Origin of the sequence: Paraburkholderia sp. JHI2823, assembly GCF_038900695.1 — a bacterium.
GTDB lineage: Bacteria > Pseudomonadota > Gammaproteobacteria > Burkholderiales > Burkholderiaceae > Paraburkholderia > Paraburkholderia mimosarum.
The window spans coordinates 72,989-79,245 of sequence record NZ_JAYMRY010000034.1 but is presented as its reverse complement, the minus strand read 5'-3'; the positions used below and the strand labels follow the sequence as shown (position 1 = coordinate 79,245).

6 protein-coding genes are annotated in these 6,257 nt (G+C 65.3%); 5 read left to right on the top strand and 1 reads right to left on the bottom strand.

What is annotated here, in order from left to right:
- The first annotated feature begins 172 nt into the window (after positions 1 to 172).
- From VSR34_RS28600 to VSR34_RS28580, 5 genes are all read left to right on the top strand, one after another.
- Entirely contained in the window at positions 173 to 1,183 is a 1,011-nt protein-coding gene (locus VSR34_RS28600) for a DUF2891 domain-containing protein (protein ID WP_028212305.1), read from the top strand.
- Positions 1,184 to 1,331: 148 nt separating this feature from the next.
- The gene (locus VSR34_RS28595; RefSeq protein WP_028212306.1) at positions 1,332 to 1,781 is read left to right on the top strand and encodes a CBS domain-containing protein; all 450 of its coding nucleotides are present in this window, start codon (positions 1,332 to 1,334) and stop codon (positions 1,779 to 1,781) included.
- Between the two features lie 238 nt (positions 1,782 to 2,019).
- Positions 2,020 to 3,591, top strand: a complete 1,572-nt coding sequence (locus VSR34_RS28590) for a methyl-accepting chemotaxis protein (protein WP_342964172.1) — start codon at positions 2,020 to 2,022, stop codon at positions 3,589 to 3,591.
- 67 nt (positions 3,592 to 3,658) lie between these two features.
- Entirely contained in the window at positions 3,659 to 4,057 is a 399-nt protein-coding gene (locus VSR34_RS28585) for a VOC family protein (protein ID WP_342964171.1), read from the top strand.
- Between the two features lie 77 nt (positions 4,058 to 4,134).
- A complete protein-coding gene (locus tag VSR34_RS28580; protein ID WP_342964170.1) occupies positions 4,135 to 4,389 on the top strand; it encodes a hypothetical protein in 255 nt (84 codons plus the stop codon).
- 80 nt (positions 4,390 to 4,469) lie between these two features.
- Here the strand turns inward: VSR34_RS28580 and VSR34_RS28575 are convergent, their stop codons facing one another.
- Entirely contained in the window at positions 4,470 to 6,209 is a 1,740-nt protein-coding gene (locus VSR34_RS28575; RefSeq protein ID WP_051390920.1) for a Na/Pi cotransporter family protein, read from the bottom strand.
- Positions 6,210 to 6,257 lie beyond the last annotated feature (48 nt).

Below are 6,257 nucleotides of genomic sequence, written 5' to 3'. Positions count from 1 at the left end.
CTCGTGTACGCTCGGGACAGCGAGGGACGAGGACTTCAACATCGTTCCCGCAGCGCTGCTCGAATCGAGCGACGAAAACGGTGCAATCAAGGATGGCCTGCCGCCGTGCTGCTGCCTGTCGCGAACAGGCTGCCGAGGTACGCCTTCGTTTTCCCGACCTGAAAAGCTCACGATGACCTCCGATCTCACTACCGCCCATGCCTCGAAGTTCGCCTCGCTCGCGCTCGCTCATCTCACGCGCGAATATCCGAACAAGCTCACGCACTCGCTTGCAGGGCCGCAGGACGTGCAAGGTCCGCGCGCGTTGCATCCGGTCTTTTATGGCAGCTACGACTGGCATTCGTGCGTGCACGGCTACTGGCTCGTACTGCATCTGCTGCAGCGTTTTCCCGGCCTGCCCGAGGCGCCGCAGATCGTCGCCGTGGTCGACGAGCATTTCACCGCGGACAAGATGGCCGGCGAAATGGCCTACCTCACGCTGGCGCACAACCGCGGTTTCGAGCGGCCTTATGGTTGGGCATGGCTCCTCGCGCTCGCGGCGCAGGTAGAAGCGCTCGAGTTGCCGCAAGCCGAGCCGTGGAAGTCGGCGCTCGCGCCGCTCGCGCAGTGGTTCGTCGAGCGTTTCGAGGAATTCCTGCCGAAGGCGACCTATCCGCTGCGCGTGGGCACGCACTTCAATACGGCCTTCGCGCTGACGCTCGCGCATGATTTCGCGAAAGCCACCTCGCGAGCGTCGCTGGCCACGCTGATCGAAGCGACTGCCATGCGCTGGCACGCGAACGACGCGGCCTGCCAGGCGTGGGAGCCCGGCGGCGACGAGTTTCTTTCACCCGCGCTCAGCGTGGCGTTGCTGATGAGCCGCGTGCTGCCCGCGCCGGATTTCGAGCCGTGGTTCACGCGCTTCTTGCCCAACCTTGCGGCGCGTGAGCCCGCCACGCTCTTCACGCCCGCCACCGTCACGGACCGCAGCGACGGCAAGATCGCCCACCTCGACGGGCTCAATCTGAGTCGCGCGTGGTGTCAGCGCTCGCTTGCGCGCGCGCTGACAGCGGACGATGCGCGCGTTGCCGTGCTCAACGCCGCTGCGCAAACGCATCTCGCCAGCGCACTCGAGCACGTGGCCGGGGACTATATGGGCGAACACTGGCTTGCGACCTTCGCGACGCTTGCGCTGGAAGCGTAGACGATGCGTGAGATCGGGTGGCGCCAACGGCGTCCCGACTGAAGATTTGCACGCGCGCGGTCGATATCCAGGCATGGGCCCGCGCCGCAGTCGCAATCCGCGTTGCATACGCCGGCGGGGGACATCGAATCCACCAGGTCCGGAAGGTATGCAAGTAGAGAAATTCATGACGAACCGTATCGTCACGATCGGTTTCGACGATACGCTCGCGACGGTTCGCGAAATCTTCGCGAAGGCGAGCTTTCACCATCTCCTCGTGGTCGAAGAGGGCAAGCTGCAAGGCGTCGTGTCCGATCGCGATCTGCTGCGCGCAATTAGCCCGTTCATCGACAGCGTGGTCGAATCCGCGCGCGATCTGGGCACGCTCAACAAGCGCGTGCATCAAATCATGAGCCGCAAGCCGCTCACGCTGCGGCCCGAGTCGAGCCTATCCGAAGCCGTGGCCCTCTTTCTGTCCAACAAGATTTCGTGCATCCCCATCGTGGATGCCGAATTCCGCCCGGTGGGCATCGTGAGCTGGCGCGACGTGCTGCGCTATCTCGTGCCGATGGACGAGAGCGCCGAAGTCGACCCCGTTGCGGCGCAGCCGAAGGCGTGATGCCGAATGGGGCCTGCGCGTCCCACATATTGACGTGCATTGCGCAGCGTTGCTAACGGCCGTGCTTCTTCGCCGCGAACCATAAAGTTCGCAACGTCTCCTGCCGTTGTTATGTACTGGGCGCTTAATCAGCCTGGTCACTTGGGCTGCACTGGGCAAGCGCGCCGGTACAACCACGAACGCGACGGGAAAGCGGGCGGCCTCCAGAGCCGCGCGCTCCACGCCAGAGAGACCAGGAATGCTTCCCAAGCTGTCGATACGCGCGAGCCTGACCGTGATGATCGCCTTCTTCGGCGTCGTGCTGGTGGTCGGGGCCGCTACAGGCCTCCTGTCGATGCGAGCGGGCAACGAATCGCTGCGCACCATGTACACGGTCAATACACCGGCTGTCGCGGATCTCGAAGGCAGCGCCGGCCAGCTGCTTCGTCTGCGCCTTGCGCTTGCCACCAACGCATCGCTCTCCGATCTGGGCGACCACGACGCCGCGGACGCCGTGCTCAAGCGCTTCGACCAATACCTGAAGAACTCGAACGAACGGCTGGACCACTATCTGTCGATTGCGAGCGGCGAAGGCGAGGCGCAGGATCTCATCGCCGACATGCAGGCCAAGCGCAACAGCTTCCTGCATGAGGGCGTCGATCCGGCGCTGGCTGCGCTCAAAGCCGGCGACAAGACCACGTTCCAGGAACTGCAGGGCCATAAGCTGCCGGCGCTCTACAACACGTACGAAAAGGCCATGCTCGTGCTCGAGCAGCGCCAGATCGACCTCGGCGCGCAGCGCTATCAGGAAGCGCAAGACCGCTTCAACGTGGTCAGCATCGCGGTGGCCGTGGCCGTGGGCATGGCGCTGTCGCTGCCGCTCGCATGGATCGGCCGCGCCGCGCTCGTGCGCGCCATCGTACATCCCGTCGATGCCGCCATCGCGCAGTTCCAGCGCATCGCAGCCGGAGACCTGAGCGGCACGGTGGAATCGACGAGCAGCAACGAAATGCGCCGCCTGCAATCCGCGTTGCGGCAGATGCAGGATGCGCTCATCAAGACGGTCAGCAGCGTGCGCGAAGGCGCGCAATCGATCGACAAGGGCGTGAGCGAGATCGCCGCGGGCAACACGGACCTCTCGCAGCGCACCGAGCAGCAAGCGGCCTCGCTCGAGGAAACAGCGGCGAGCATTGAAGAGCTTACGTCCACCGTCAAGCAGACCGCCGAGAACGCGCGGCAGGCCAGCACGCTCGCTGAGGGCGCATCGGGCCTTGCCGCACAGGGCGGCGCACTGTCGCGCGAAGTCGTGGGCACCATGCAGGACATCGTTGGCCACTCGCGGCGCGTGGGCGAGATCGTTGGCGTGATCGAGGCCATCGCCTTCCAGACCAACATTCTCGCGCTCAACGCGGCCGTGGAAGCGGCGCGCGCGGGCGAGGAGGGGCGCGGTTTCGCGGTGGTGGCGAGCGAAGTGCGCTCGCTCGCGCAGCGCAGTGCCGCGGCGGCGAAGGAGATCAAGGAGCTGATCGAGTCATCGACCTCGCGCGTCGAAACGGGCGCGAGCCTCGTCGAGCGCTCGGGTTCGACCATGAGCGAGATCGTCGAGGCCATCGCACGCGTGAGCGCGATCATGAACGAGATCGCATCGGCGGCGGCGGAGCAGAGCACGGGCATCGATCAGGTCAACGTCGCCGTGGGCCAGATGGATCTCGTGACGCAGCAGAACGCGGCGCTCGTCGAGCAGGCAACGGCTGCCGCTTCGTCGCTCGAAAACGAAGCGCACCGGCTGAACGCCGCGGTTTCCGTGTTCCGCACCGGGCGAGCAGGGTAGAGCGGACGCTGCATGGCGTAATTGGCCGGTTATAGTCGTATTTTCGCGACCACCGACTGGAGACACGATGCAGCTTCTCGATCATGTATCGATCGGCGTTCCCGATCTCGATGCCGTGCGCCCCTTCTACGACGCAATCATGAACGCGCTGGGCGCGGTCAAGGTGTACGACCGGCCCGCCGCGCTCGGCTACGGCGAGCGTTGCAGCGCTGCCGATACGCAATCGTCGTGCCTCGCCGTTTATCTCGACGCCAGCGCCATCGAACCGAACAAGCGTCACTGGTGTTTCAAGGCCGTTTCGCGCGCGCAGGTCGACGCGTTCCATGCGGCCGGTCTCGCGGCGGGCGGCCGCTCGGACGGCGACCCAGGCTTGCGGCCGCAATATCACGCCGACTACTACGCTGCGTTTCTCATCGATCCGGCCGGCAACCGGGTCGAGGCCGTGTGCCATTCGGCGCCGGCCTGACGTTGCGCGTCGCGACCAGACGCGCAAGTCGGCGGCCATGTCCTCGCCGCTCAACGCGATACGTGGGAGATGGGGAAATGCCACGCTCTGACAAATACTGGTTTCCAGCCAAACGCTACGGATGGGGGTGGGGACTTCCACTCACCTGGCAGGGATGGGTGGCGCTCGTCGTATATATTTTGTCGATCTGCCTGATTGCGGTATTTTTCGAACCGCATGGGCATCCGTTCATCTTTGCGGGGCTCGTGATACTCGCCACGCTCGCACTAACCGCAGTGTGCTGGCTGAAGGGCGAACCGCCTCGCTGGCGCTGGGGCAAGGACCGCCAGTAACGCCGTCACACCCGCAGCGCGGCGATCACCGCGCGCAGATGTGCTAAAGGCCAAGTGCAGAACGCGCGGCTGTCGCGCCGTCATGCCTGCGGCTCCGTTTCAGGCTCCGCTTCAGCCTCGGCCGCCGGCTCCGCCACCTTGACATCGTGCAGCCAGCGCGTGGCCTTGGCGATCGCGCGCGACAGCCGCGCGATTTCGTTGAGCTGCTCGATCATGTCGTTGGCGAAGCGAAAAATGAAGGCATCGCCCTCGTTGCGAAGCTGCAGCGTGGACATGACGTGCTGCCGCGCGAGGTCGGACTGCGCTTCGATTTCCGCCTTGGCGTCGACGATGCGCGTCACGACGTCCACGTCTGGATGCGAGATCGTTTGCACGGCGAGCGTGAAATGCTGGATCACCGAGCTGGCGAAACGCACGCCCGCCGGGTTGCCGATCAGGCGGGACACGTCCGCGCTCTGCGCGATGCGCCGCTGGCTCAGCGCGAGCATGCTCGTCGTCGCCACGTCCCGGATCGCGTCGAGGCAGGTCGCGATACGCGCGAGATCCACCAGCTGCCGACCTTCGTCGTCGCTCTGGACCGCATCGGAGAGCTTGCCGATATAGGTGAGAATGGCGGTGCTCAGCGAATCCGCCGCCTTGTCTTCGTTCGTTACCGCGGAGAGCGCCCGCGTCGAGCTTTGCACGGCCAGCGAGACGCTTTGCTCGACAACGACCTGGACCTGCTTGCCGAGCGAAGCCAGTTCGAGCTGCACGCGGGCAATGGCGAGCGCCGGCATTTCGACCAGGGTCTCGTCGAGGTAGCGCGGCACGCCGGGGCCCTGCCACGCTTCGCGCCGCACCGGGGCGAGGCGTTCGGCGAGCTTCGCAATCGGGCCGGTGAACCAGATCAGCACAAAGGTGCTGAATACGCTGAAAACCGTGTGCGCATTGGCGGCCTGGCGCGGCGTTTCGGCGGCGAGGCGCGCTGCGCCGGTGAGCTCGGGCGCGGAAGGCGAAATCAGGCGAACGAAATCGGCGAACTGCGGAATCGCAAAGACGAAGAACAGCACGCCAAGCACATTGAAGAGCAGGTGGACGATGCCGACCTGCGCCGCCTCCGCCGACTTGCCGATCGACGCGAGCAGCGCGGTGCCGCACGTGCCCACGTTGGCGCCGAGGATCAGCGCGATGCCCGATTCGAGCGGAATCAATCCCTGGCTGCCCAGCGCGATCACGATGGCCAGCGTGGCGGCCGAGCTTTGCACGATGGCCGTGAACACCGCGCCGATCACGACGCCGATCAACGGATAGCGCATGTCCTGCATGGCGTCGATGAACGGCTGGTAATCGCGCAAGGGCCGGGTGGCGTTGCCCATCATCTCGATGCCGAGAAACAGCAAGCCGAGGCCGAGGAGGGCCCCGCCCAGCTCGCGCAGCGTTTCACGTTTCGCGAAGCCATAGAGCACGTATCCGCCCGCGAGCATGAATGGCGTGAGCGCCGAGATGTTGAAGGCGATGATCTGCGCGGTGAGCGTCGAGCCGATGTTCGCGCCCATGATCATCGGTATCGCCTGCCGCAGCGTCATGAGCCGCGCGGAGACGAAGCCCACCAGCAGCACCGTGGTGATGGTGGACGAGTTGAGCAGCGCCGTAATGCCCGCGCCTGCGAGCACGCCACGAAACCGGTTGGCGGTGAGCGAGCCCAGCAGCGACTGCAGGCGCGCGCCCGCGATGGTCTTGAGCGCGCCTGTCATGAGGTCCAGACCGAACAGGAACAGCGCAAGCCCGCCAATCAGCAATCCGACAACGTTGACCAGATTCAGGTTCGCACCAGACAGCATGGCAATGGCCCTCCCTCTCGCGCCAGGACGACGACGATAGCGACAAGG

Coding starts and splice junctions, on each gene's coding strand:
- VSR34_RS28600 (WP_028212305.1), top strand. CDS start 173: ATGACCTCCGATCTCACTACCGCCCATGCCTCGAAGTTCGCCTCGCTC.
- VSR34_RS28595 (WP_028212306.1), top strand. CDS start 1,332: ATGCAAGTAGAGAAATTCATGACGAACCGTATCGTCACGATCGGTTTC.
- VSR34_RS28590 (WP_342964172.1), top strand. CDS start 2,020: ATGCTTCCCAAGCTGTCGATACGCGCGAGCCTGACCGTGATGATCGCC.
- VSR34_RS28585 (WP_342964171.1), top strand. CDS start 3,659: ATGCAGCTTCTCGATCATGTATCGATCGGCGTTCCCGATCTCGATGCC.
- VSR34_RS28580 (WP_342964170.1), top strand. CDS start 4,135: ATGCCACGCTCTGACAAATACTGGTTTCCAGCCAAACGCTACGGATGG.
- VSR34_RS28575 (WP_051390920.1), bottom strand. CDS start 6,209: ATGCTGTCTGGTGCGAACCTGAATCTGGTCAACGTTGTCGGATTGCTG.